We start from the raw sequence: 21,953 nt of genomic DNA, 5'->3' as shown, positions 1-21,953 counted from the left end.
CATCCTCATGTCGTCCCGCTCCATCCCATTGCGCATCGCGCCCATCCTGTTCGCTGCGCTGTGCGCCGCGGGTGCCGTTCACGCACAGGGGTCCGCCGTCGCGCCGACGCCCACGCAGCTGAAGCCGGCCGTCGACCAGGCCTACACGCAGCTTCTGGCGGCGCCCAACATCAAGCAACTGCTCGATGCGGTGCAGGCCGACCACGACCGGTCGATCGACGACCTGAAGCTGCTGACCGAGATCGAGGCACCGCCCTTCAAGGAACAGAAGCGCGCCGAGGCCTTCCTCGCTCGCCTGAAGGCGCTGGGGCTGACCGACGCCCGGATCGACAGCGAAGGCAACGTGATCGGCCTGCGCAAGGGCAGCGGCAACGGGCCGAAGCTGATGATTTCGGCGCATCTGGACACCGTGTTCCCGGCCGGCACCGACGTCAAGGTGAAGGAGCGTGACGGCAAGCTCTACGCGCCGGGCATTTCGGATGACACGCGCGGTCTCGCGGTGCTGTTGTCATGGCTCAAGGTACTCAACGACAACAAGATCCAGACCGTCGGCGATCTGCTCTTCGTCGGCAATGTCGGCGAGGAGGAGCTGGGCAACCTGCGCGGCATGAAGGCGATCTTTCGCGACCATCTGGACATCGACGGCATGGTGGGAGTCGAGCCTGCGCCCGAGGGCAACGTGCTGGTGCTCGGCACGGCGAGCCATCGCTACGAGGTGACCTTCAAGGGTCCGGGTGGCCACAGCTACGCGGCCTTCGGCCAGGTGCCCAGCGCCATCCACGGCATGGGCCGTGCAATTGCCAGGATCGCCGACATCAAGACGCCCAGCTTTCCGAAAACCACCTTCACCGTCGGGACGGTGGGCGGCGGCACCTCGGTCAACACCATCGCGCCGGATGCTCGCATGGCGGTCGACATCCGCTCGGACGACATGGGCGCGCTGCTCGACACCGAAAAGAAGGTGCTGGCCGCGATCGACGAAGCGGTGGCGGAAGAGAACAAGCGCTGGAACGTCACGACGCTCAGCGCCTCCACCAGGCTGATCGGCGACCGGCCGGGCGGACGCACCCCGGCGGACTCGGTGATCGTCGAAGCCGCCGTTCGATCGAACGCCGCCTTCGGCCACAAGACGCTGCTGTCCGGCGCGAGCACCGATGCAAACGTGCCGATGTCGCTGGGCATCCCCGCGATCATCGTCGGCGGCGGCGGCAAGACGGGCGGCTTTCACGCACTCTCGGAATGGATCGACGTGACAGAGGGGTGGCGGGGCGCGCAGAATGGCCTCGTGACCGTTCTCGGGCTGGTCGGCGTGCAAGGCGTGAGCGAGCCCTTGCTTGCGAAGCGCCCCCCGCGCGTGAAGTAGAGTCGCACCCCAAATTGCACGTTCAGGAGGCCCATCATGGGATTGCTAGATTCAGTTCTCGGACAAGTGCTCGGCGGCGCGCAGGCACAACCACAGGCAGGCGAAGTCGGCAGCCTCGGCGGACTCGGCGCCCTGCTTGGCAGCAATGGTGGTGACGTCGGTGGCCTGGCTGGCGCGCTCGGCGGCCTGCTTGCCAATAACGGCGAACTCGGCGGGCTCGGGGGCCTGGTCTCCAAGTTCAACCAGGCCGGGATGGGCGATGTCATCGGCTCCTGGGTTGGCACGGGCGAGAACGCTCCCATTTCGGGCGGGCAACTGCAGCAGGCGCTCGGCGGCGATGTCGTCTCCAGCATCGCGCAGAAACTCGGCATCAACGCCGCGACGCTCCTGCCCTTGCTGGCCACCATGCTGCCCACGCTGATCGACCAGCTGACGCCAAAGGGCCAGGTGCCGGCCGAGGGGCTGGGCAATCAGGACGACCTGCTGTCGTCGCTCAGCGGGCTTCTGCAGAAGGGTTGACGCGGCCCCGCTCACGAACCATGGCGCCTTCGGGCGCCATTTTTGTTGGCGGCGGCGCCGGCATGCCGTGTTAGAACCGGCGTCCATTTCCTGCCTGTCGCCCCGACCGATGAATCGCAATCTCTGGCTGCTCACCATCTGCCAAGGCCTGTTCCTGACGAACAACGTGACTTTCATCGCGATCAACGGCCTGGTCGGCCTGGCGCTGGCGCCGCGCGGGTGGATGGCGACATTGCCGGTGATGGGCTACGTGGTGGGCGGTGCGCTGGCCACCGGCCTGGTGGCGCGCACGCAGCAGCGCTTCGGGCGGCGGCGCTCGTTCCAGGTGGGGCTTGCCGTCGCGTTGGGCTCGGCGCTGCTCTGCGCGCAGGCCGCGATCTGGAAGGACTTCTGGCTGCTCTGCTTCGCGACGGTGGTCGCGGGCTACTACAACGCCAACGCCAGCCTGTACCGCTTTGCAGCGGCCGAACTCGCCGAGCCCGACTGGCGCGAGAAGGCCGTGTCGCTGGTGATGGCGGGCGGGCTGATCGGCGCGGTGGCGGGTCCGAATCTCGCGGCCGTCACGCGCAACTGGTTCGCGGTGCCGTTCGCGGGCGCCTACCTGGCATTGGCCGTGGTCGCGTTGCTGTCGCTGGCGATGATGCAGTTCATCGACTTTCCCGTGCCGCCGCCCAGGAGCAGTTCGACCGGTGGCCGATCGCTGGCAGAGATCGCGCGCCAGCCGGTGTTCATCGTCGCGGCCGTGTCGGGCGCGCTCGGCTTCGGGGTGATGAATCTGCTGATGGCGGCGACGCCGATCGCCATGCAGGTCTGCAGCCTGCCTTTCGAGGACATCGCGCTCGTGCTCGAGTGGCACGTGATCGGCATGTTCGCTCCGGGCTTCTTCACCGGCCACCTGATCCGCCGCGTCGGCGTGCTGCCGGTGATGGGCGCGGGTCTGGCGCTCAACTTCGGCTGCATCGCCGTGGCGCTCTCTGGCGTGGACCTGCATCAGTTCGTGATCGCGCTGTTCATGCTGGGCGTAGGCTGGAACTTCCTGTTCACGGGCAGCACGACGCTCTCGCTCACGGCCTATACGCCCGAGGAAAGGGACCGGGCCCAGGGCGCACTCAACTTCTGCGTCTTCGCGACGCTGGCGGTGAGCTCGCTCGCATCGGGCGTGCTGGTCACGACACAGGGCTGGCGGCTGCTGAACCTTGGCTCGTTGGTGCCGGTGGTGCTGACGGGCCTTGCGCTGCTGTGGCTGGCCTACCGCCGGCGCACGGCGTCGGCGGCCGCCTAGGTAGTGGGGAACCGCTCGTCCAGCCAGCGCTGGAGCGTGTCGAAGACCGTGGCGGCTTCGTTCTCGTTGAAGATCTCGTGATAGTGCGCCGGAAAGCAAGTGGTGCTGAGCACCGACGCCGGGGCCGCGGCCGCGAAGGTGCGGCTTCCGGCCGGGTTGACGAGTCGATCGTCGCCGGCATAGATCAGTAGCGTCGGCACGTGCCACGCGGGCGCCGCGGCCTGCACGACGACGCCTTCGTCAGCGAGAAAGCGTGCAAGCCGTGCGCCGATGCGGTCATGGCACAGAGGATCGCTGCGATAGGCGGGCGCGACGGCGGGGTCGTGCGACAGGTACTTCACGTCGAGCCCGTTGCCCACGCGCAAGTCGGGCGCCAGCATCGACAACGTCGCGATCAGGAAGCGCTGGAATCCGCTGATCCCGGCATCGAGGGCGGGCGATGACAGCACCAGCGCATCGACCGGCCGGACAGCGCGCGCAACGAAGCTCGCCGCGACGAGACCGCCGAGGCTGTGCCCCAGCAGCACGAGCGGCGATCCCGGATAGGCCGCCCGCGCGTCGTCGACGACGAGGGCGAGGTCGTCGACCAGCCGATTCACGGTGGGCAGGCCGCCTCGCGCGCCACTCGACGCGCCGTGCCCATGGTGATCGGCGGCGCGCACGGCGAAGCCCCATGCGTTGAGACGCTCGGCCACATGCGGATAGCGCCCCGCGTGTTCGCCCAGCCCATGCACCAGGACCACGACCGCCCTGGCGCGGGCGGCTTCGAGCGGCCAGTCCTGCAGCGCCAGCGTCTCGCCGCCCGGCGCCGGCAAGGTGCGGTGCAGCTTCAAGCCGCGATGGCGCGGGCCACCGGCAATGCGGCGATGACTTCGGCCACAGCGGCGGTCAGCTTCTTTGCATAGGGCACATGCAGGAACTCGTTGGGGCCGTGGGCATTGCTCTTCGGCCCGAGCACGCCGCACACCATCATCTGGGCCTTCGGGAAGCCGACGCTCAGCATGTTCATGAGCGGGATCGTGCCGCCTTGCCCGATGTAGCCGCAGTCCGCGCCGAAGTGCGCGCGCGAGGCGGCATTGAGCGCGCTTTCGAACCACGGCGCGGTGTCGGGCGCGTTCCAGCCGGTGGCACCGCCGCCGCCTTCGAAGGTGACCTTGGCCTGGTAGGGCGCGTTGTCTTCGAGCAGTGTCTTGAGCTGCTGCACCGCCTGGTCGGCATCGACCAGCGGCGGCAGGCGCAGGGAGAGCTTGAAGGCGGTGTAGGGGCGCAGCACATTGCCCGCGTCTTTCAGGGCCGGGAAGCCTTCGGCGCCGGTAACCGAGAGGGTCGGCTTCCAGGTGCGGTTGATCAGGGCCTCCACCGGATCGGTGGTGGTCGGCAGCGCGAAAGTGGTCGAACCGCCGCAATCGAAGTGCGCCCACGGAAAGCGCTTGTAGACCTCTTCGCCCAGGATCGCGGCCGTGGCCTTGGCCTGCGCCAGGCGCTCGGCGGGTACCGCGCAATGGAAGCTGTCTGGCAGCAGGCGGCCGGTCTTGCTGTCTTCCAGGCGATCGAGCACCTGCCGCATGATGCGGAAGCTCGACGGCACGAGCCCTGAAGCGTCGCCCGAATGCACGCCTTCAGTCAGGATCTCGACCTTGAGCGTGCCGCTGGCCATGCCCCGCAGCGAGGTGGTGAGCCACAACTGGTCGTAGTTGCCAGCGCCCGAATCCAGGCAGATGACGAGCGACACGTCGCCCAGGCGCGGGCGCAAGGCATCGACGTAGGGCAGCAGGTCGTAGGAGCCGGATTCCTCGCAGGTCTCGATCAGGCCCACGATCCGGGGATGCGCCGCGCCCTGCGCCTTGAGTGCCTTCAGCGCAGCAACGCTGGCGTACACCGCATAGCCGTCGTCCGCGCCGCCGCGTCCGTAGAGCAGGCCGTTCTCGTACTTGGGCGTCCACGGGCCCAGGTCATTGCGCCAGCCGGTGAATTCGGGCTGCTTGTCCAGGTGGCCGTACATCAGCACGGTTTCCTTCATGTCAGTGCCGGTGGCGGCGACTTCGAAGAAGAGCACGGGGGTGCGGCCTTCGAGGCGCACGATCTCCAGCTTCAGTCCCTCGACCTTCTGCGCTTCGACCCAGGTTGCCGCATTGCGCAGCACCGTCTCGAGGTAGCCGTTCTGCGCCCAGTCCTTGTCGAAGCCCGGCGACTTCGCCGGAATCGCGATGTAGTCGGTGAGTTGCTTGACGATGTCGTTGTCCCACTGGGTCGACACATCGGACAGCGCGCGCCCGGCGTCGAGCAGACCGGCAGGCATTTCGCGGTGGAGGGGGGCGTTCATGGAGTTCTCCGCGGGGTTGGAGGAACGATGTTAGTACGGGCCGGGGGATCACGCCCAGATGGCACCCGGGCAATGGATGCGATAAAAGGCGTGCTTCGCCAACGCTGCCGAGGGACGCCATGAATGCGCACACCGAAGTTTCGAGCCGCCCCAGCTTGCTCATGCGGGGAGGGCGGCCATGAGCGGCGCCGGCGAACGCATCCGGGTCGGCGTCGGCGGCTGGACCTACGAGCCGTGGCGCAACAACTTCTATCCGGCCGGCCTGCCTCATGCGCAGGAGCTGAACTACGCGAGCCGGCAGCTCACTGCCATCGAAGTCAATGGCACGTACTACAGCACCTTCAAGCCGACGACCTTCCAGAAGTGGCGGGACGAGACGCCGGACGGCTTCATGTTCTCGCTCAAGTCATCGCGTTTCGCGACCAACCGGAAGCTGCTCGCCACGGCGGGCGATTCGATCAAGCGCTTCCTCGACAGCGGAATCGGCGAGCTGGGCGACAAGCTGGGCCCGATCGTGTGGCAGTTCATGCCGACGAAGGTCTTCGATCCCGAGGATCTCGCGGCCTTTCTCGAATTGCTTCCGAGAAAGGAAGGCAGCCGCGAATTGCGCCACGTGCTGGATGTTCGGCACGACAGTTTCCGCACGCCGGAATATCTCGCGCTCGCGCGCAAGCATGGCGTCGCGACCGTCTTCACCGATTCGGAAAAGTTTCCGTCGTTCGCGGACCTGACGGGTGACTTCGTCTACGCGCGGCTGATGAACAGCGACGCGAAGTTCGAGAACGGGTATGCGCCCAAGGCGCTCGATGCGTGGGCCGACGCCGCGAAGACATGGGCCGAGGGCGGCACGCCCGCCGCGTTGCCGCGCATCGAGGACGGCAAGGCGAAGGCATCGCGTGCGCGCGACGTCTTCGTCTACTTCATCAATGGCGCAAAAGAAAAGGCACCGGCGGCTGCCGGTGCCTTGATCAAACGCCTGGAGTGAACCGCGTCAGGCGGCTGCTTGCAGGGCCGACGGTGTTGCGCTGCTGGTGGACGATGCGGTCGCAGGCTTGCTGCCTGGGGCGGCGGCGCCGAAGCTGATCTCGCCGGAGAGCTGGCCGCCTTCCTCGACGACGATCTTGCCGTAGCGGATCTTGCCGGTGACCTTGCCGGTCGAATGGATCACGAGCTTTTCGCGCACCGTGAGGCTGCCATCGAACAGGCCGCGGATTTCCGCGATGTCGATCTCGGCAGAGCCCTTGAAGGCACCTTGCTCGGCGATCTGCATCACGCGCGAATCCATGGTCGCTTCCACGAGGCCTTCGACGACGAGCGTGTCGCAATCGGTGATCTCGACGCCCTTGAGCTTGATGTTCGGGCCGACGGTGAGCTTGCTGCCGCCTTCCTTGGCAACGCTCGCGGCTGCGTTGGCGGCCTGCGTCGTGAGAGTGGAAGGGCTGACCGGAGTGCCCGAAAGATTGGTACCGGAACCCATCAATGGCGCGGGGCGGGAGGTGAGATTGTCGGCTTCGCGATCACGTTTGCCGAAGAAGGGGGACTGTGTGGCCAATGGGGAACTCCTCAAAACGCGTATCGTAAGAAGGCCCTTACGGGTCGCGGCACTTCATTGCGCAAGAGGCGTAACTGAATAAATCGTGCGTAAATGCAAAGTTAAACTTTTGTGCTCCATATTCGAGCTATTTGGTCTGGCGCAGCGAAAAATTGCGGCGGCGACGCATCAAAGCCATGCAACGCGCCCTTGCGCCGCATCGTCCAGACGTGCAATGAAATCGGCGGCCGAGGGCTCGGGCAGCGTGAACGAAAAGTGCACCATGCTGTCATGCCGCACTTCATCGATGGTGGCGCCGACGGCGGCAAGCTCGCGACGGAGAAGACCCTCGAACGCATAGGGCACCGCGCAATGCAGCCCGCGCTGCCGCACCAGCGGCACGAGCGCAGCACCCGCAAGCGCCTGCGCCACGCTGTCGGTGTAGGCGCGCACAAGTCCACCCGCGCCGAGCTTGATGCCGCCGAAGTAGCGCACGACCGTGGCCAGAACGCTTTCGAGATCGTGATGGCGAAGGACCTCGAGCATCGGACGCCCCGCGGTGCCGCCGGGCTCGCCATCGTCGTTGGCGGCCGACTGTCCACCCGCCATCAGCGCCCAGCAGACGTGTGCAGCACCGGGATGTTCGCGGCGCAGCGCATCGACGATGGCCTGCGCGCCGGCGCGATCCATTACGGGCTGCACGCATCCGATGAACCGGCTCTTCCTGATGCTCAGCTCGCTGTGGAGCGGCGCGGCGAGAGTGAACGGCATGACGTCAGGGCTTGCCCGCCAGCGACGGCTATCGCTCGCGCTCGAACTTGAACACCGCGGTACCGGCGCGCGCATTCGGCAGCCAGCGGACCTCGCGTCCTTCCTGCAGGCCGAACGCATCGAGCACGCGCAGGCGGTGCTTGCGCGCGAGCACCTCGAAGTCCTTGAAGGTGCCGACGCGGATGTTGGGCGTGTCGTACCACTGGTAGGGCAGGCGCCGCGTCACCGGCATGCGGCCGCGCGCGATGCTGATGCGGTTCGGCCAATGCGCGAAGTTGGGAAAGGCGACGATGCCGATTCGGCCCACACGCGCGGTTTCGCGCAGCATGACCTCGGCATTGCGCAGGTGCTGCAGCGTGTCGATCTGCAGCACGACGTCGAAGGACGCGTCGTCGAACATCGCGAGGCCTTCGTCGAGGTTGAGCTGGATCACGTCGACGCCACGTCGGACGCACTCCAGCACGTTGCCGTCGGCGATCTCGATGCCGTAGCCGGTGCAGCCGCGCTCGCGCTGCAGCAGGTCGAGCATTGCGCCGTCGCCGCAACCGAGGTCGAGCACTCTTGCGCCTTCGGGCACGAGCCGGGCAATGAGTTGTTGGGTGTCCAGGTCGCTCATGCCGATGCGACTCCTGCGATGCGCTCGAAGTAGGAGCGCACGACGCTCATGTAACGCACGTCGTCGAGCAGGAAGGCGTCGTGCCCGTGCGGCGCGTCGATCTCCGCGTAGCTCACGTTGCGGCTGTTGTCGAGCAGGCCCTTGACGATCTCGCGGCTGCGCGCCGGCGAGAAGCGCCAGTCGGTGCTGAAGCTCACGATCAGGAACTTGGCCTTCGCCTGCGCCAGCGCTGCGCGAAGGTCGCCGCCGTGCCCGCGCGCGGGATCGAAATAGTCGAGGGCGCGCGTGATGAGCAGGTAGGTGTTGGCGTCGAAGTACTCGCTGAACTTGTCGCCGTTGTAGCGCAGGTAGCTTTCGATCTGGAACTCGACTTCCTGTGTCGAATAGAGGAAGTCGGTGTGGTCGACGGTGCCCTCGACGGCGCTGCGCAACGCACGGCCGAACTTCTCGTTCATCACGTCGTCGCTCTGGTAAGTGATGTGCCCGATCATGCGGGCGATGCGCAGCCCGCGCTTGGGGATCACGCCGTGCTCGTAGAAGTGGCCGCCGTTGAAATCGGGGTCGGTCACGATTGCGCGGCGTGCCACTTCATTGAATGCGATGTTCTGGGCCGTGAGGCTGGGTGCACTGGCGACGACCACCGCGTTCTGCACGCGGTCGGGATATTGCATGGTCCAGGAGAGCGCCTGCATGCCGCCGAGGCTGCCGCCCATCACGGCCGCGAGGGTGCGGATGCCGAGGGCGTCGAGCAAGGCGGCTTGCGCGTTGACCCAGTCCTCGACCGTGACCACGGGGAAGTCCGCGCCGTAGGCGTTGCCGGTCGCCGGGTTGATGTGCATCGGCCCGGTCGAGCCGAAGCACGAGCCCAGGTTGTTGATTCCGATGACGAAGAAGCGATCGGTGTCGACCGGCTTGCCGGGGCCGATCATGTTGTCCCACCAGCCCTCGGACTTCTCCTGGCCTGCATACACGCCGGCGACGTGGTGCGACGCATTCAGCGCATGGCAGACCAGCACGGCGTTGCTGCGGTCGGCATTGAGCTCGCCATAGGTCTCGAAGGCGAGCGTGTAGTCGCTGATCGACGCGCCGCTGGTGAGGGCCAGCGGTCCGGCGAAATGCATCGATTGCGGAGTGACGACGAACGACATGAATGAAAAAACCCGGCCTCGCCAAAAACGAGCCGGGTCGGGCATCCGTCTTTAGCTGCATTTGTTAAGCGCCCGCAAGCTGGAGCAAATCGGCGCGTCCTGGAAGTATATGCCGGTCAACCCCAGCCGATCAACGCAGCCACGCCGAGCACCAGGAAGATCACGGCGGAGATGCTGTGGACGAGGCGGATCGGCACGCGCTTCACGATGCGCTCGCCCAGCCACACGACGGGCGCGTTGGCCAGCATCATGCCGAGCGTGGTGCCGAGGACCACCCACACATACGCGTCGACATAGCGGGCCGCGAGCATCACGGTGGCGATCTGCGTCTTGTCGCCCATTTCCGCGAGGAAGAAGGCGACGAGGGTGGTGCCGAACACGCCGAAATGCGAGGACTTGGGCAGGTCGTCGTCATCGAGCTTGTCGGGAATCAGCATCCAGAGCGCCATGGCGATGAAGGACCCGCCGAGGATCCATCGCAGCACGTCAGGCCCGAGGAAGTGCGTGACCCAGTTGCCGACCGCGCCCGCGAGCGCGTGGTTCAGGACCGTGGCCGCGAAGATGCCGAGGACGATCGGCCAGGGCTTGCGGAACCGTGCGGCGAGCACGAGGGAGAGGAGCTGGGTCTTGTCGCCCATTTCGGCGAGCGCGACCACGCCGGTTGCAATGAAGAAAGCTTCCATGAAAAAAGGGATTCCGACGGCCGAAGGACGCAATTGACCGCACGACACCTTCGGCCGAATCCCGAAGTCGCGCGGTCAAAGGTCTCGCCAGGCTGGACACTGTCTGCGCCATGTCTTGCACGAGGACAAGACAAGTCTGTTGACGCAAACCCTTCTCGCGATGGAAGGCGGCTACTCCCCAATGACTCCCGGATTGTAGCGTACCGGCGAGTGGTGAAGTAAGTGTGCGCCAACATCAAGAATATTTGGAGGGTGGCGAGCGTGGGGGCAAATTCCTACTTGCGCTTCCCGTATTTCACCCATAATGCGCGAGCCTCCCTTCAAATTCTGGTGGGGGCGATTCGGTGATCGGTCAGTTTCGCGCAGCTCGGCGGATTCTTCCGTGGAGCAGTGCTCTCGGGACTCCATCGCTTTTCTTGATGTGTTTATAGGAGTCCCTTGATGGGCAACAAACTGTACGTCGGTAACCTGCCTTACTCGGTACGTGACGGTGATCTCGAGCAAGCCTTCGGGCAATTCGGTGCCGTGACGAGCGCCAAGGTCATGATGGAGCGCGACACAGGCCGCTCCAAGGGCTTTGGTTTCGTCGAAATGGGCAGCGATGCGGAAGCACAAGCAGCCATCAATGGCATGAACGGCCAGCCTCTGGGCGGCCGCAGCGTGGTCGTGAATGAAGCACGCCCGATGGAAGCACGTCCCCCGCGCAGCGGTGGCGGCGGCTACGGCGGCGGCGGTGGTGGTTACGGCGGTGGTGGCGGCGGCTACGGCGGCGGCGGCGGTGGTCGCAGCGGCGGTGGCGGTGGTTACGGCGGCGGCGGTGGCGGCTACGGTGGTGGCGGCGGCGGTCGCAGCGGTGGCGGTGGTGGCGACGGCGGTTTCCGCAGCCCCTACGGCGCTGGCCCGCGTGGCGGCGGCGGTGGTCGCGGCGGTTACGGTGGCGGCAATGGCGGCAACAGCGGCTATTGAACCGAACCCGCGCAAGAACGGAACTCACGACAAAAAGGCTCCCTTGGGAGCCTTTTTTCATGGTCGATCACCGCTGACAGTCGCTCAGGCCACTTCTCCGGCCCGCCGCTTTCGTCCCCGGCCTTTCACTGCCTGATCGAACAGGGCATTCGGCAGGAGGCGCATGATCTTCGCGACGACGCCCATCTGCCAGGGAATCACCCGGTAGCTTGCGCCAGAGTCGATCGCACGGAATGCCCGGTCGGCGAAATCGGCGGGTTGCATCAGGAAGGGCATTCCGTAGCGGTTGCCCTGCGTCAGCGGCGTGTCGACGTAGCCCGGGCAGATCGTCACGACCTTGACGCCGCTCGAGCGCAGTTCGCCGCGAAGGCTTTCGCAGTAAGCGACCACTCCGGCCTTGCTCGCGCAATACGCGCCGTGTCCGGGCAGCCCACGGATGGACGCGACGCTGCCAATACCGACCAGTCGGCCGCTTCCCCGGGCCGTCATGCCGGCGATGAAGGGGTGGAAGGTCGCGGCCAGCCCGATGTTGTTGATGGCCAATGTCCGTGCGAGCACATCGAGATCATCGCGTTCGGCAGTGTCCATGCCGACGCTGATGCCGGCATTGGCGATCACCACGTCGGGCACGCCCTGCTGTGCGATGCAGGCAGCGCCGGCCGCCACGATGCTGTCGATCACGGCGACATCGGCGCTGTAGATCAGGTATCGGTCCGCATCGACCCGCCGGGACCTCGCCCACGCCTCGATCTCCGCCGTGCGCCGCGCTACCAGCGCCAGGTCGTAGCCGGCATCGTGAAAGCGCGCCGCCAGCGCCTGGCCGATGCCGCTCGATGCGCCGGTGATGAAAGCCAGGGGTCTCGCGCGCGGCTTTTCCTGAAGGGTGTCGTTCGTCAGCGCTTTTCTCCTGGTGCCGCCGCGCGCGGCATCAGCACGCCATGCACGCGCCCCTGCAGATTCGCGATGCCCGTGATGCTGTCGTAGTCCATGGAATTCGCGGTGAACTGGTCAGTTCCGCGTATGAGCGTGACCGGCTTGTGCGATTTCACGCGCTCGGTGTCCAGGAAGGCGTGCAGGAACTCGCCGCGGAACTCCAGGCGCGGCACCGGCTTGCCATCGGGGGTCTTCGCCGCGTCGCGAATGATGACGGCGTCGCCGAAGAGCTGGATTTCGCTGCCGTCGCCGTTGGAAAGGCCGCGCTTCGCGGACCCGTGCGTGATCAGCCCTTCCTCGGAAATGGCGCGCCACCGCACATCGTCGACTTCGAGCGTGTCGGTGTCTGGATAGTGGCGGCCCTCCTTGCCGAACAGTTCGCTGCTCAGCTCACCGTTCGGCAGGAAGTTCTTGACCACGAAATTGCGCATGAAGAAGTCGGGCTCGTGCGTCGGCGCCTCCTTGGCTGCAGGCTCGAGCAGCTTGGGTGCGCTGCGCACCAGCCAGTAGGTGCCCAAAGCCAGCGCCGCCATCAGGATGAGCGGCAGGTACATCGTTGCGCGATCGAATCCGACGCGCACCAGGCTCCAGGCCGACTTCATGCGGGCAGGCCCCGCGCGGCATCCAGCAACCGACGGTAGTGGCCGCCGGCGGTCAGCAACAGATCGCAGAACTCGCGTGCGGCACCTTCACCGCCGCGTGCCGCCGTCACATGGTGTGCGATGGCGCGCACTTCGGCGTGCGCGTTGGCGGGCGCGGCGGCAAAGCCCGCGCGGGCCAGCACGGGCAGGTCAGGCCAATCGTCGCCGATGGCTGCGGCCTGCGTCCAGCTCAGGCCCAGCAGCGCAAGCATGGCTTCCGCGGCCGGCAGCTTGTCCTCCGTGCCATAGCGCACATGCTCGATGCCGAGCGCCTGGAGGCGCACGCGCAGCGGCTTCGAGTCTCGCCCGGTGATGACCGCCGGCGTAATGCCCGCGAGGCGGAGCAGCTTGAGGCCGTAGCCGTCCAGGATGCTGAAGCGCTTGAGCGTTTCGCCGTGCTCGCTGAAGTACACGCCGCCATCGGTCAGCACGCCGTCGACGTCGAAGAACGCGACTCGCACGTCCTGCGCGGCGAGCAAGGTCTCCGCCTTGAATTCGATGGGCATCAGATGACCTTCGCCCGCATCAGGTCGTTGATGGTGAGCGCCCCGATCAGGATGCCTGCCGTGTCGACCACGAGCACGCTGGTGATGCGGTGCTTCTCCATCAGCTCTGCCGCTTCGACCGCGAGCGCTTCGGCCCGCAGCGTGCGCGGGCCGGCATGCATCACGTCGCCCGCCGTCAGGGCGCGCAGGTCGGCGCCCGTCTCGATCTGCCGGCGCAGGTCGCCGTCGGTGAAGATGCCGATCGCCCGGCCTTCGGGATCGACCACCGCGGTCGCGCCCAGACCCTTGGAACTCATCTCGCGCATCAGCTCGCTGAGGCTGGCGCCGGGTCCGACACGCGGCACGGCGTCGCCGGAGCGCATGACATCGCTCACGTGCGTGAGGAGCTTGCGACCCAGCGCGCCGCCGGGATGCGAGCGGGCGAAGTCCTCGGTGCCGAAGCCGCGCGCGTCGAGCAATGCGACGGCGAGCGCATCGCCGAGGGCCATCTGCGCCGTCGTGCTCGCAGTAGGCGCGAGGTTGAGTGGGCAGGCCTCCTTCTCGACGCCGCTGTCCAGCACGATGTCCGCATGGCGTGCCAGCGTGGAGTCGGCGCCGCCGGTCATGGCGATCAGGGGCACGCCCTGGCGCTTGACGACGGGAAGGATGACGGTGAGTTCCTCGACCTCGCCGCTGTTGGAGATCGCCAGCACGAGGTCGACCGCCTTGATCATGCCGAGATCGCCGTGGCTCGCTTCGGCGGGATGCACGAACATGGCCGGCGTGCCGGTCGACGCAAGGGTGGCGGCGATCTTGCGTCCCACGTGCCCGCTCTTGCCCATGCCCATGACGACCACGCGCCCGCGCACGTCGAGGATCTTGCGGACGGCCTCGACGAAGCTCGGCCCGACACGCTGCTTGAGGCCGAGTACGGCCGCAGCCTCGATGTCGAAGGTGATACGCGCCCGCGCGAGCATCGCGTCGGGTTCGGCCGTGGAGGCCAGGTCAGGGCGGGAGCTCATCGACGGATTTTATCGGGCAGGGCTGGGGCGCACACTTTGGGCGCAAAGCGCGGAGAACATTCAGTAGCATCGCGCATGTCCTCGCTCGATCTCACGCTGATGTATTTGCTGGCTGCGGTGATCGGCGTGGTCGTGTGCCGCTACTTCAAGCTGCCGCCGATGCTGGGCTACCTGTCGGCCGGCGTGCTGATCGGACCGCACGCATTCGCCCTCGCCCAGAACTCCGAGGGCATCCAGCACCTGGGCGAGTTCGGCGTCGTTTTCCTGATGTTCGTGATCGGGCTGGAATTCAGCCTGCCCAAGCTGCGGACCATGCGCAAGCACGTGTTCGGCCTGGGCCTGCTTCAGGTGATGCTGACCATCGGGATCGCGATGGCCGGCGCATTGCTGATCGCCCACTGGTTGCCACCGAGCTGGCGCCTGGGCTGGAAGACCGCGTTCGTGCTGTCCGGCGCGCTCACGATGAGCAGCACCGCGATCGTCGTCAAGCTGATGGCGGAACGCCTCGAACTCGACAGCGAGCACGGCAAGCGCGTGATGGGCGTGCTGCTGTTCCAGGATCTCGCAGTGGTGCCCTTGCTGGTGCTGATTCCCGCACTCGGCGCGCCACCGGAAACGCTTCTGAAAGCACTGGGCTTCGCGCTGCTGAAGGCCACCTTCCTGATCGCGGTCCTGCTGTACGGCGGGCCTCGCGTGATGCGCTGGTGGTTGACGCTCGTCGCGCGGCGGCGCAGCGAGGAGCTGTTCATGCTCAACCTGCTGCTGGTCACGCTGGGGCTGGCATGGCTCACCGAGCTGGCGGGGCTGAGCCTGGCGCTGGGCGCGTTCGTCGCCGGCATGCTGGTGTCGGAGACGGAGTTCAAGCACCAGGTGGAAACGGACATCCGGCCCTTTCACGACGTGCTGCTGGGGCTCTTCTTCATCACGATCGGGATGTCGCTCGATTGGCACGTCGTCGTGGACCGCTGGTTGCTGGTCGCCGTGCTGCTCTTGCTGCCCCTGAGCTTCAAGCTCGTGCTGGTGACGGTACTGGCCCGCTGGCTGGGTGCAACCACCGGCGTCTCGCTGCGCACCGGCCTCTACCTGGCACAGGCGGGCGAGTTCGGCTTCGTGCTGCTGGCGCTGGCCCAGGGGAAGAATCTGCTGCCGCAGTGGCTGGTCAACCCGGTCCTGGCCTCGATGGTGCTGTCGATGCTGTCGACGCCCTTCATCATCATGTACAGCAACCGGATCGTGCGGAAGCTGGTGGCGAGCGACTGGCTGCAGCAGTCGTTGCAGATGACGACGATCGCGCGCAAGACGATCAATACCGCACAGCACGTCATCATCTGCGGGTACGGGCGCTGCGGACAGAACCTCGCCCGCGTGCTGGAGCGCGAGGGCATCCCCTACCTGGCGCTGGACCTGGACCCGGATCGCGTCCGCCAGGCCACCGCGGCAGGCGATTCGGTGGTGTTCGGGGACGCGGCGCGCCTGCAGGCGCTGATGGCGGCCGGCCTGGCGCGCGCCAGCGCGGTGGTCGTGACCTATCAGGACGTGCCGGGCGCCCTCAAGGTGCTGGCCAACACGCGTGCCCATGCGCCGCAGGTGCCGGTGATCGTGCGCACGCAGGACGACCGCGATCTGGAGAAACTGCAGGCCGCCGGCGCGACGGAAGTGGTGCCCGAGGCGATCGAGGGTTCGCTGATGCTGGCGAGCCACGCCCTCGCACTGGTCGGCGTGCCGATGCGGCGCGTGATCCGGGTGGTGCAGGACCAGCGGGATGCGCGCTACAACCTGCTGCGCGGATACTTCCACGGCGCCGATGACGACAACGCCGACGAAGTCGACCACGAGCGGCTCAACACCTTCACGCTGTCGGACGGTGCCCGCGCGATCGGCCAGCCGCTGGCGCGGCTCGCCTTGCATGCCCTGGGGGTGCGCGTCGCGAGCCTGCGACGCCGCGACGGCAAGGCGGCCGACGCCAACGACGACACGGTGCTGGCGGACGGCGATACGCTGGTGCTGTCAGGCAAGCCCGGCGCGTTGGCCATGGCGATCGACAAGCTGCAGAAGGGTTGATCCGCGGATCAGTTGAGCAGCGTCGGGTTGCGCTTCTCTTCGTCGATCTGCTGCTGGCGTCGGACGGCCTCGCACTGCGCGTGCGACTTGTAGTCTGCCTTGGCGCACTGCGCCGCCATGCATCGGGCGCGCGCGAAGAAGTTCAGGCCTGCGCATAGCGACTGCGGATTCGCAAGCGCCACAGGCTCCGGTGCGGGCTGCGGCGCAGGTTCCGGCGCGGCTGCCACGGCCGGCGCCGGCGCGGGCGCCACGGCGGATGTCGGCTTGCGAGGCTTCGGCGCCGCCGCGGCGACGGGCTTCGCGGGCTCGGCAGGCGATGGCTCGGCCACGGGTGCAGGCGCGGGCGCAGGTGCGATCTGGACCGGTTCGGCCACTTGCACGGCAGCCGGCGGCGCTGCTGCCGGTTCGACGGGAGCTGGCGCGGGAAGCTCCTTCGCCACGGCCGGCACGGCCGAGTTGCGGGAGTTGTAGACGTAGCCCCAGCCCACCGCGACGAGGACGACCACGGCGATCAGCACGCTCCAGGTGCCGAGTCGGCGCGCCAGCGATGGGGGCTTGTCGACGGTTTTCAGCGAACGCGACGAGCGCCTGGATGAAGACCGGCGGACGCCTCGGGGCGGCAGCGCGGAGGGAGGGAGCGGAGGCGACGTTGCCTTCCGGGGGCGGGCGATCGTCGTGTCGCCGGCCGAGCCAGCCGCTGCCGGCGGAGGGAGGAAAGGATCGAAGAGGCGCTCCGAAGCAACGTCGGCGTGATACGCCATGCGCTGCGTCGCAGGCCACTCGTCATCGATGTTCGGCAGGGTGCCGGCAGTTACCGCGACACGTCGGGGCGCCGGCACGGAAACGGGGACCGCGACGTTCAACCGCCGTCCACAACCCTTGCAGAACTTGCCATCTTCGCGATTCGCAATACTGCAGTCGGCGCACACCAGGGCCATCTTGGGGGCCTGCGCTCAGGTCACTGCGACCCGCTTGGGCTTGTTCACCATGCGCCTCGCGATCACGGCGCCGAGAGCCATGGCGAGTTCGAGGGCCAGAGTCGGCTGGCGGTTCGACATTTCGGCGAAGCGAATGGCGGTGAGCCGCCAGACGCGGGCAGAGCCCGTCGCCACCACATTGGCAGAACGCGGGAGGCGCGAGAAGAACGCGCCTTCGCCGACCACCGATCCGGGGTTGAGGATCGCCAGTTGCATCTGGCCCCTGTCGCCGATCAGATGGACGCTGAGCGCGCCGCTTTCGATGAAGAAGAGGGTACGGTCGTTCGCGCCCTGGTCGATCAGCACCTGTCCCGCCGACAGGTCGAAGGGCTGCAGGTAGCCGGCCAGTGTTTCCCATTGCTGCGCGTTGAACGCCGGCGCAAAGGCGTCATAGCTGGTGTTTTGCGCGACGGCGCGGCAAAGATCCTGAATGCTGGATGACATTGTTGTAAGCCCTGCTGTGGTGCGAGTATCCGCGAAACCGCAAATGAGTGGTGACACATATCACACAAACTCACATTGTTGGCGCTTATTTGCCAATACAGAAGCGGGAAAAGATGACCCCGAGCAGGTCGTCTGCGCCGAATTCGCCGGTGATCTCATTGAGTGCGTTCTGCGCGAGCCGCAGCTCCTCGGCCAGCAGATCCAGGGATTGGGCACGCGCAGCCAGATGCTCAGCGGCCACGGTAATGTGGTGATCGACGCGCGACAGCGCCTGCACATGGCGCGCCCTGGCGAGATAGACGCCTTCCGGCACGGATTGCCATCCCGCCACTTCCAGCAGCCGGCGCCGCAGCGCCTCGATGCCGAAGCCGGTCTTGGCGGACAGGCTGATGCCGGATCCCGGGTTGGCGTGGGGCGCCGCGTCGAACTTGCTCCAGATGTCGATCACCGGCACGCTGTCGGGCAACCTGGTCGCCAGCAGGCGCGCGATTTCCTCGTCGGCCTCCGCGTAGTCGCCCAGAGCCGAACGCGTCAGGTCGTGGAGAAACAGCACGGCATCCGCGCCCTCGATCTGCCCCCATGCGCGGGCGATGCCGATCTGCTCGACCTCGTCGACGCTGTCGCGCAGGCCCGCCGTGTCGACCACGTGAAGGGGCACGCCCTGGATCTGGATCGTCTGCGAGACCACGTCGCGCGTGGTGCCGGCGACTGAACTCACGATGGCCAGCTCGGCGCCTGCCAGCGCATTGAGCAGGGAGCTCTTGCCCGCGTTGGGCTGCCCTGCGATCACGACCTTGATGCCTTCGCGCAACAGCGCGCCCTGGCGCGCGCGCTGCTGCACCGCGTCCAACTGCACCTTCAGCGTCGCCAGTTGGCCGATGGCATCGGCTTCCTGGAGGAAGTCGATCTCCTCGTCGGGGAAGTCGAGGGTGGCTTCGACCAACATCCGCAGCCGCACGAGCGCATCGAGCAAGGTGTGGATTTCCTGCGAGAACGCACCCGAGAGCGAACGGCCGGCGCTGCGGGCGGCGGCCTCGGTGCTGGCGTCGATCAAGTCTGCAATTGCTTCGGCCTGGGCCAGGTCGATCTTTCCGTTGAGGAAGGCGCGCTGGCTGAACTCGCCGGGCTCGGCCACGCGCAAGCCTGCGAGGCGGGGCTGACCGGTGGCGAGATCGACTTCCTCGGCCGCCTCCAGGCAGCGCGCGAGCAGCAATTGCAGCACCACCGTGCCGCCGTGCGCCTGCAACTCGAACACGTCTTCACCGGTGAAGGAGTGCGGCGCCGGGAAGTGGATGGCGAGTCCGTGGTCGATAGGTGCGCCCAGCGCATCGCGAAAGGGCAGGTAGGTGGCCTCTCGCGGCTTCAACGGGCGACCGCAGATCGCGGCGATGAGCGGCGCCATCTGCACGCCGGACACCCGAACGATCCCGACGGCGCCGCGGCCGGAAGCCGTGGCAATGGCAACGATCGGATCGGTGGTGCGCGCGAGCATGAAGGGATTCTTTCAGCAAAAAGGGCCGCTTTCGCGGCCCTTGATCAAGACGTCGGGGAAGACGCCTACTTCTTGCCAAGCACGCCCAGGCGCTTGTTGATGAACCACTGCTGAGCGATCGACAGCACGTTGTTGGTGATCCAGTACAGCACCAGGCCGGCCGGGAAGAAGATGAACATCACGCTGAAGGCCAGCGGCATGATCCACATCAGCTTGGCCTGCATCGGGTCCGGCGGCGTCGGGTTGAGCCAGGTCTGGAACAGCGAGGTCGCGGTCATCACCACGGGCAGGATGAACCACGGGTCCGGTGCCGAGAGATCCTGGATCCAGAGAATCCAGGGCGCGTGGCGCATCTCGACGGACGAGAGCAGCACCCAGTACAGCGCGATGAACACGGGGATCTGAATCACGATCGGGAAGCAGCCACCCATCGGGTTGACCTTCTCCTCGCGATAGATCCGCATCATTTCCTGCTGCATTTCCTGCGGCTTGTCCTTGAGCCGCTCGCGCATTTCCATGATCTTCGGATTGATGGCCTTCATCTTGGCCATGCTGGCGTAGGCCTTGGCGTTGAGCCAGTAGAAGGCTGCCTTCAGCAGGACCACCAGGGCCACGATCGCCCAGCCCCAGTTGCCCAGGATGCCGTGCAGCTGGTTCAGCAGCCAGTACAGCGGCTTGGAGATGATCGCGAAGATGCCGTAGTCCTTGACGAGATCGAGGCCGGGGGCGATGGCTTCCAGCTTCTTTTCTTCCTCGGGGCCGGCGAACAGGTTGCTTTCGATCGTGTGCGCCGCACCGGGCGCCAGCTTCGGCACCTGGAGCACCATCGCGACCGAGAACAGGTTGTTGCCGAGATCTGCCACGCGGAATTCGCGCTTGATGGCCTCGCTGCCCGGCACGTTGAGCAACCAGGCCGACACGAAGTAGTGCTGCACCATCGCCACCCAGCCGTCGTTGGCGGGGGCCGGCAACTCGACCTTGCCCTTGGCGATGGCCGAGAACTCGATCTTCTGGAACTTCTTCTGTTCGGTGTAGATGGCCGGGCCGGTGAAGGTGTTGGTGCCGAACATCGTGCCGGCGGCCACCGTGCCGTGGCGCACGAACTGCAGGTAGAGCTGCGCGTCGCGCGGCTGGTCGCTCACGTTGACGATCTGGTGCTTGACGTGGATCGAGTAGTCGCCGCGCTGGAACACGTAGGTCTTGACGTACTTCATGCCGCCCACGGGCTGCGACTCGAAGGCCACTTCCAGGGTGTTCTGGCCGTCGGCCAGCTGGCGCGGCCCGGGCCGCGCGGTCATCAGCGTCAGGTGGTTGGGGAAGCGATCACCGGTGTCGATGGTGTTCAGCAGGCCGGTCTGGGCGACATAGCGGGTCGCGGGCGAGCCGTTTTCCATCAGCGTGACGGGGCGGACCTCGTTTTCAGCGACGGGAAGGCCGACCAGGCGCCGGAACCATTCGACCAGCCCATGGTTGTTGGTCTGGTCGAGGAATTTCAGCAACTGCAGTTCCGACAGGGTGCCGCCTTCGCCGTCGATCACCGCCTTGAAGACGTCAGTGGAGACAGTCACCTTCTCGCCGATGGCCGGGGCCACGCCTTGCGCAGGCACGGCACCGCTTGCGGGCGCGGCAGCAGCGGGAACGCCATTGGCGGAGGTTGCAGCCGGCGCGACCGGCTGGTTCGCGGGTGCGGCCGTATGGGTCGAAGGAAGGAAAGTCGGCTTGTGGCCGTTGTAGACCTGCCATTGGTCCCACAGCAGCACCAGCGAGAAACCAAAAATCACCCACAGGATGGTGCGGCGGATATCGTTCATGAAGAAGACTTCTTGTCGTCGGAAGTAAGAAAGGCGAACAGCGAACCCGATCGTGCAGTCGGGCGCTGTGCCTTCGGGGGGACCGGATCATGGCCGCCATCGCACCAGGGCTGGCATCGGGCGATCCGGCGCAGCGTGAGATAGCTGCCGGTGGCCGCGCCGTGCTGCTCGAGCGCGGCGATGGCATAGACGGAACAGGTGGGCTCGAAACGGCAGGACTGGCCGAGCCAGGGGCTCAGCAACAGTCGGTAGGCCTTCACGAGGCCGATGAGCAGGCGCCGCATCATGCGCGCGCCGCGGCGGCCCGCTGCAGCAGTTGCTGCAGTTCGGCCCTGACGGCGGCCTTCAGTTTGTCGGACGTCGCGCTCACGAATTCCTTGCGATCGAAACCCGCGCGCAGGCGCACGACGTGCGCGGCCTGCGGCAACGAAGCTTCGGACGCGGCTGCGCTCACGGTATAGATCTGGCGTTTGATCGCGTTGCGGGTGACCGCACGGCGGGCCCAGCGTTTGGGAACCATGGCTCCGAGCCACACGTCCTGCTTTTCGAACAGGGGTGCGGCGCCGGACGGGGCGTCCAGCGCACAACGGTGCAGTGCGAAGTGGGCTGTGCGCGCCACGGTGGCACCTGCGAGTACGGCCTGGAATTGCGCGCGGGTCTTGAGCCGCTGCATGGAAGCCAACCGCAAGTCGCCGTCAGCGCGTGAAGGCGGTTGCGATATGACTGGCAACGGCGCCGGCGTGCCGTCAGACGGCGAGGCGCTTGCGGCCCTTGGCGCGGCGTGCGTTGATGACGGCACGGCCGCCGCGGGTCTTCATGCGGACGAGAAAGCCGTGGGTACGGGCGCGGCGGACTTTGGATGCTTGGTAAGTGCGTTTCATGATG

24 protein-coding genes and 1 riboswitch are annotated in these 21,953 nt (G+C 66.6%); of the genes, 6 read left to right on the top strand and 18 right to left on the bottom strand.

Features of this window, described 5'->3' with window-relative positions; all coding sequences use genetic code 11:
- Positions 1–7: 7 nt before the first annotated feature.
- From QTH97_RS21440 to QTH97_RS21430, 3 genes are all read left to right on the top strand, one after another.
- On the top strand, positions 8–1,363 hold the full coding sequence (locus QTH97_RS21440) for a M20/M25/M40 family metallo-hydrolase (RefSeq protein ID WP_286570478.1): 1,356 nt from the start codon (positions 8–10) through the stop codon (positions 1,361–1,363).
- 36 nt (positions 1,364–1,399) lie between these two features.
- The gene (locus QTH97_RS21435; RefSeq protein WP_286570477.1) at positions 1,400–1,882 is read left to right on the top strand and encodes a YidB family protein; all 483 of its coding nucleotides are present in this window, start codon (positions 1,400–1,402) and stop codon (positions 1,880–1,882) included.
- Between the two features lie 109 nt (positions 1,883–1,991).
- Positions 1,992–3,164, top strand: coding sequence for an MFS transporter (locus QTH97_RS21430; protein ID WP_286570476.1), 1,173 nt, complete (start codon positions 1,992–1,994; stop codon positions 3,162–3,164).
- Here QTH97_RS21430 and QTH97_RS21425 read toward each other — a convergent pair.
- Together QTH97_RS21425 and QTH97_RS21420 are read right to left on the bottom strand one after the other, a co-directional pair.
- A complete protein-coding gene (locus tag QTH97_RS21425; protein WP_286570475.1) occupies positions 3,161–3,997 on the bottom strand; it encodes an alpha/beta hydrolase in 837 nt (278 codons plus the stop codon). The two genes, QTH97_RS21430 and QTH97_RS21425, sit on opposite strands and share 4 nt — an antisense overlap.
- Positions 3,994–5,487 carry a M20 family metallopeptidase gene (locus tag QTH97_RS21420; RefSeq protein ID WP_286570474.1) on the bottom strand — a complete coding sequence of 498 codons (1,494 nt, stop codon included), beginning with the start codon at positions 5,485–5,487 and terminating at the stop codon, positions 3,994–3,996. The genes QTH97_RS21425 and QTH97_RS21420 overlap by 4 nt, the downstream gene beginning before the upstream one ends.
- Before the next feature lie 178 nt (positions 5,488–5,665).
- On the opposite strand from QTH97_RS21420, the gene QTH97_RS21415 reads away from it, so the two are divergent.
- On the top strand, positions 5,666–6,472 hold the full coding sequence (locus QTH97_RS21415; RefSeq protein WP_286570473.1) for a DUF72 domain-containing protein: 807 nt from the start codon (positions 5,666–5,668) through the stop codon (positions 6,470–6,472).
- 6 nt (positions 6,473–6,478) lie between these two features.
- Here QTH97_RS21415 and QTH97_RS21410 read toward each other — a convergent pair whose 3' ends face one another.
- From QTH97_RS21410 to QTH97_RS21390, 5 genes are all read right to left on the bottom strand, one after another.
- Entirely contained in the window at positions 6,479–7,039 is a 561-nt protein-coding gene (locus QTH97_RS21410) for a bactofilin family protein (RefSeq protein ID WP_286570472.1), read from the bottom strand.
- A 168-nt stretch (positions 7,040–7,207) separates the two neighbouring features.
- A complete protein-coding gene (locus QTH97_RS21405; protein ID WP_286570471.1) occupies positions 7,208–7,789 on the bottom strand; it encodes an IMPACT family protein in 582 nt (193 codons plus the stop codon).
- Positions 7,790–7,817: 28 nt separating this feature from the next.
- Positions 7,818–8,405: a methionine biosynthesis protein MetW gene (gene metW / locus QTH97_RS21400; RefSeq protein ID WP_286570470.1), complete on the bottom strand. Its 588-nt coding sequence runs from the start codon at positions 8,403–8,405 to the stop codon at positions 7,818–7,820.
- Positions 8,402–9,553: a homoserine O-succinyltransferase MetX gene (gene metX / locus QTH97_RS21395; protein ID WP_286570469.1), complete on the bottom strand. Its 1,152-nt coding sequence runs from the start codon at positions 9,551–9,553 to the stop codon at positions 8,402–8,404. Before metX ends, metW begins: the two co-directional genes overlap by 4 nt.
- Before the next feature lie 116 nt (positions 9,554–9,669).
- Positions 9,670–10,236, bottom strand: a complete 567-nt coding sequence (locus QTH97_RS21390; RefSeq protein ID WP_286570468.1) for a TMEM165/GDT1 family protein — start codon at positions 10,234–10,236, stop codon at positions 9,670–9,672.
- A 9-nt stretch (positions 10,237–10,245) separates the two neighbouring features.
- Positions 10,246–10,428, bottom strand: a riboswitch (yybP-ykoY riboswitch).
- A gap of 249 nt (positions 10,429–10,677) precedes the next feature.
- Between QTH97_RS21390 and rbp the strand changes: the two genes are divergently transcribed.
- On the top strand, positions 10,678–11,202 hold the full coding sequence (gene rbp / locus QTH97_RS21385; RefSeq protein ID WP_286570467.1) for an RNA-binding regulator: 525 nt from the start codon (positions 10,678–10,680) through the stop codon (positions 11,200–11,202).
- Positions 11,203–11,286: 84 nt separating this feature from the next.
- Here rbp and QTH97_RS21380 read toward each other — a convergent pair whose 3' ends face one another.
- From QTH97_RS21380 to QTH97_RS21365, 4 genes are read right to left on the bottom strand one after another with little or no spacing between them, the layout of a single operon-like run.
- Positions 11,287–12,099: an SDR family oxidoreductase gene (locus QTH97_RS21380; RefSeq protein ID WP_286570542.1), complete on the bottom strand. Its 813-nt coding sequence runs from the start codon at positions 12,097–12,099 to the stop codon at positions 11,287–11,289.
- Positions 12,096–12,737 carry an LPS export ABC transporter periplasmic protein LptC gene (gene lptC / locus QTH97_RS21375; RefSeq protein WP_286570466.1) on the bottom strand — a complete coding sequence of 214 codons (642 nt, stop codon included), beginning with the start codon at positions 12,735–12,737 and terminating at the stop codon, positions 12,096–12,098. The genes QTH97_RS21380 and lptC overlap by 4 nt, the downstream gene beginning before the upstream one ends.
- The gene (locus tag QTH97_RS21370; protein WP_286570465.1) at positions 12,734–13,282 is read right to left on the bottom strand and encodes a KdsC family phosphatase; all 549 of its coding nucleotides are present in this window, start codon (positions 13,280–13,282) and stop codon (positions 12,734–12,736) included. The genes lptC and QTH97_RS21370 overlap by 4 nt, the downstream gene beginning before the upstream one ends.
- Positions 13,282–14,283 (bottom strand): KpsF/GutQ family sugar-phosphate isomerase, encoded by a 1,002-nt coding sequence (locus tag QTH97_RS21365; RefSeq protein WP_286570464.1) that lies wholly within the window; start codon positions 14,281–14,283, stop codon positions 13,282–13,284. Before QTH97_RS21365 ends, QTH97_RS21370 begins: the two co-directional genes overlap by 1 nt.
- A 75-nt stretch (positions 14,284–14,358) precedes the next feature.
- Here QTH97_RS21365 and QTH97_RS21360 point away from each other — a divergent pair, with 75 nt between their 5' ends.
- The gene (locus tag QTH97_RS21360) at positions 14,359–16,344 is read left to right on the top strand and encodes a monovalent cation:proton antiporter family protein (RefSeq protein WP_286570463.1); all 1,986 of its coding nucleotides are present in this window, start codon (positions 14,359–14,361) and stop codon (positions 16,342–16,344) included.
- An 8-nt stretch (positions 16,345–16,352) separates the two neighbouring features.
- Here QTH97_RS21360 and QTH97_RS21355 read toward each other — a convergent pair whose 3' ends face one another.
- From QTH97_RS21355 to rpmH, 7 genes are all read right to left on the bottom strand, one after another.
- A complete protein-coding gene (locus tag QTH97_RS21355; protein ID WP_286570462.1) occupies positions 16,353–17,207 on the bottom strand; it encodes a zinc ribbon domain-containing protein in 855 nt (284 codons plus the stop codon).
- A 90-nt stretch (positions 17,208–17,297) separates the two neighbouring features.
- A complete protein-coding gene (locus QTH97_RS21350) occupies positions 17,298–17,765 on the bottom strand; it encodes a Crp/Fnr family transcriptional regulator (RefSeq protein ID WP_286570461.1) in 468 nt (155 codons plus the stop codon).
- Positions 17,766–17,850: 85 nt separating this feature from the next.
- The gene (gene mnmE, locus QTH97_RS21345; RefSeq protein WP_286570460.1) at positions 17,851–19,257 is read right to left on the bottom strand and encodes a tRNA uridine-5-carboxymethylaminomethyl(34) synthesis GTPase MnmE; all 1,407 of its coding nucleotides are present in this window, start codon (positions 19,255–19,257) and stop codon (positions 17,851–17,853) included.
- A 65-nt stretch (positions 19,258–19,322) separates the two neighbouring features.
- Positions 19,323–21,068 (bottom strand): membrane protein insertase YidC, encoded by a 1,746-nt coding sequence (gene yidC / locus QTH97_RS21340; RefSeq protein ID WP_286570459.1) that lies wholly within the window; start codon positions 21,066–21,068, stop codon positions 19,323–19,325.
- The gene (gene yidD, locus QTH97_RS21335; RefSeq protein ID WP_286570458.1) at positions 21,065–21,355 is read right to left on the bottom strand and encodes a membrane protein insertion efficiency factor YidD; all 291 of its coding nucleotides are present in this window, start codon (positions 21,353–21,355) and stop codon (positions 21,065–21,067) included. The genes yidC and yidD overlap by 4 nt, the downstream gene beginning before the upstream one ends.
- Positions 21,352–21,741 carry a ribonuclease P protein component gene (locus tag QTH97_RS21330; protein WP_286570457.1) on the bottom strand — a complete coding sequence of 130 codons (390 nt, stop codon included), beginning with the start codon at positions 21,739–21,741 and terminating at the stop codon, positions 21,352–21,354. The genes yidD and QTH97_RS21330 overlap by 4 nt, the downstream gene beginning before the upstream one ends.
- Positions 21,742–21,814: 73 nt before the next feature.
- The gene (rpmH, locus tag QTH97_RS21325) at positions 21,815–21,949 is read right to left on the bottom strand and encodes a 50S ribosomal protein L34 (RefSeq protein ID WP_007834827.1); all 135 of its coding nucleotides are present in this window, start codon (positions 21,947–21,949) and stop codon (positions 21,815–21,817) included.
- Between the last annotated feature and the right edge of the window lie 4 nt (positions 21,950–21,953).

Origin of the sequence: Variovorax gracilis (genome assembly GCF_030317115.1) — a bacterium.
In the GTDB taxonomy this organism is placed as follows: domain Bacteria; phylum Pseudomonadota; class Gammaproteobacteria; order Burkholderiales; family Burkholderiaceae_C; genus Variovorax; species Variovorax gracilis.
This window is presented reverse-complemented; position numbering and strand designations above follow the sequence as displayed.

Coding starts and splice junctions, on each gene's coding strand:
- QTH97_RS21415 (WP_286570473.1), top strand. CDS start 5,666: ATGAGCGGCGCCGGCGAACGCATCCGGGTCGGCGTCGGCGGCTGGACC.
- rbp (WP_286570467.1), top strand. CDS start 10,678: ATGGGCAACAAACTGTACGTCGGTAACCTGCCTTACTCGGTACGTGAC.
- QTH97_RS21330 (WP_286570457.1), bottom strand. CDS start 21,741: ATGCAGCGGCTCAAGACCCGCGCGCAATTCCAGGCCGTACTCGCAGGT.
- QTH97_RS21350 (WP_286570461.1), bottom strand. CDS start 17,765: ATGTCATCCAGCATTCAGGATCTTTGCCGCGCCGTCGCGCAAAACACC.
- QTH97_RS21360 (WP_286570463.1), top strand. CDS start 14,359: ATGTCCTCGCTCGATCTCACGCTGATGTATTTGCTGGCTGCGGTGATC.
- QTH97_RS21435 (WP_286570477.1), top strand. CDS start 1,400: ATGGGATTGCTAGATTCAGTTCTCGGACAAGTGCTCGGCGGCGCGCAG.
- QTH97_RS21430 (WP_286570476.1), top strand. CDS start 1,992: ATGAATCGCAATCTCTGGCTGCTCACCATCTGCCAAGGCCTGTTCCTG.
- lptC (WP_286570466.1), bottom strand. CDS start 12,737: ATGAAGTCGGCCTGGAGCCTGGTGCGCGTCGGATTCGATCGCGCAACG.
- QTH97_RS21390 (WP_286570468.1), bottom strand. CDS start 10,236: ATGGAAGCTTTCTTCATTGCAACCGGCGTGGTCGCGCTCGCCGAAATG.
- yidC (WP_286570459.1), bottom strand. CDS start 21,068: ATGAACGATATCCGCCGCACCATCCTGTGGGTGATTTTTGGTTTCTCG.
- yidD (WP_286570458.1), bottom strand. CDS start 21,355: ATGATGCGGCGCCTGCTCATCGGCCTCGTGAAGGCCTACCGACTGTTG.
- QTH97_RS21370 (WP_286570465.1), bottom strand. CDS start 13,282: ATGCCCATCGAATTCAAGGCGGAGACCTTGCTCGCCGCGCAGGACGTG.
- mnmE (WP_286570460.1), bottom strand. CDS start 19,257: ATGCTCGCGCGCACCACCGATCCGATCGTTGCCATTGCCACGGCTTCC.
- QTH97_RS21365 (WP_286570464.1), bottom strand. CDS start 14,283: ATGAGCTCCCGCCCTGACCTGGCCTCCACGGCCGAACCCGACGCGATG.
- QTH97_RS21405 (WP_286570471.1), bottom strand. CDS start 7,789: ATGCCGTTCACTCTCGCCGCGCCGCTCCACAGCGAGCTGAGCATCAGG.
- rpmH (WP_007834827.1), bottom strand. CDS start 21,949: ATGAAACGCACTTACCAAGCATCCAAAGTCCGCCGCGCCCGTACCCAC.
- QTH97_RS21440 (WP_286570478.1), top strand. CDS start 8: ATGTCGTCCCGCTCCATCCCATTGCGCATCGCGCCCATCCTGTTCGCT.
- metX (WP_286570469.1), bottom strand. CDS start 9,553: ATGTCGTTCGTCGTCACTCCGCAATCGATGCATTTCGCCGGACCGCTG.
- metW (WP_286570470.1), bottom strand. CDS start 8,405: ATGAGCGACCTGGACACCCAACAACTCATTGCCCGGCTCGTGCCCGAA.
- QTH97_RS21420 (WP_286570474.1), bottom strand. CDS start 5,487: ATGAACGCCCCCCTCCACCGCGAAATGCCTGCCGGTCTGCTCGACGCC.